Raw genomic sequence first — 672 nt, 5'->3', positions numbered from 1 at the left:
AATGCGCAGTTTGCCAAAGGCGGCAAGCCAGGCATGCGTGCGCTCCACAACCCAGCGATGTTTGCCGAGGCGGTCGTTCCTCTCGGTGCCACGGCGTGCGATTCGTGGCTGGATGCTGCGCCTGCGCAAATGCTTACGACAGCGAGCGAAGTCGTATCCCTTATCGGCATGGAGTTTGTCCGGACGGCTTCTAGGCCGACCGGACAGGCCTGGCACCGGCGGTATTGCATCGACCAAGGCTCGAAGACAATCGAGTCGTGCCGATTGGCGCCCGTTACAGCCAGCGCCAAGGGAACGCCGCGCCGGTCTACGGCGAGATGGCGTTTGCTGCCGAGTTTTCCGCGATCCGTGGGGTTCGGGCCAGTCTGCTGGCCCCCCGGGGGCTGGCCACTACTGCGCCATCGATGCTCGCCCGACTCCAATCGATCTGGTCGTGCTCACGCAAGTGGGTCAGCAGGGCCAGATGCAGTCGCTCCCAGACACCGCTGACTTGCCAGTCACGCAGACGACGCCAGCAGGTCATGCCGCTGCCAAAGCCCAGTTCCTGGGGTAGGTCCTCCCACGGAATCCCGGTTTGCAAGACAAACAGGATGCCGCCAAGCGCTGCACGGTCGTCCACTCGCGGTCGGCCGCCTTTGGGCGAGGGTTCGACCGTCGGCAGCAATGGCTGCA

General features: G+C 64.4%; 1 pseudogene. It reads right to left on the bottom strand.

The window, feature by feature from the left end:
• Positions 1–672: pseudogene (locus J8I82_RS37885) on the bottom strand (IS5 family transposase); the annotation flags it as partial.

This window comes from Cupriavidus consociatus (assembly GCF_017814975.1).
Taxonomy (GTDB): domain Bacteria; phylum Pseudomonadota; class Gammaproteobacteria; order Burkholderiales; family Burkholderiaceae; genus Cupriavidus; species Cupriavidus consociatus.
The sequence above is the reverse complement of the archived record's forward strand: the minus strand, read 5'-3'. Positions and strand labels throughout refer to the sequence as shown.